The 567-nt window shown below is 68.1% G+C and carries 1 protein-coding gene; it reads right to left on the minus strand.

Annotated elements, in window-relative coordinates; all coding sequences use genetic code 11:
• Positions 1–526: transporter substrate-binding domain-containing protein (locus ABTU92_RS30025; protein WP_408095190.1), on the minus strand; the 526-nt coding region annotated here is incomplete at its 3' end.
• Positions 527–567 lie beyond the last annotated feature (41 nt).

The raw sequence follows: 567 nt of genomic DNA on the forward strand, positions 1-567 counted from the left end.
GGTCGAGCCGAGCGACGAGCGTGGGCCGGCCCTTCTTCACGGCCACGCCGAAGGGCTTCGGATCGAATCGGTCGCCGATATCGATGATCTCGTAGCGGTCCGGACGGTCCGCTCCTCTCTGCATCAGCGTCAGGTTGATCAGATCGTTCGACGCCGCGTCCGCCTCGCCCTTCGCGACGGCCTCGACGTTCCCGGCGCTCAGGGGCGTGACGACCAGGGTCGCGCCGGGAAGCGACGGAAGCGCCGCCTGCATCCGACGAATCGACACCGACCCCGCGGTGACCGCGATGCGCTTGCCCGCGAGGTCCTCGAAGCGCGCGATGGCGCTCCCCTTGGGGACGAGGATCGCCTCCCGCGTCACGTAATAGGGAATCGAGAAGTCCACCTGCTGGGCGCGGTCCGGCGTGATCGTCATCTGGGAGATCACCACATCGACGGAATCATCCTGCAGCGCCCTGATGCGTTGCGCATCCTCGACCTGACGGAAGTCGACCCGATCGGCCGCGCCGAAGAGATCCTTGGCGATGGCCCTGGCGAGATCGGGCTCGAACCCCGCGACGGCCCCCG

The sequence above is a fragment of the Rhodoplanes sp. SY1 genome (assembly GCF_046000175.1).
Classification (GTDB): Bacteria; Pseudomonadota; Alphaproteobacteria; order Rhizobiales; family Xanthobacteraceae; genus Rhodoplanes.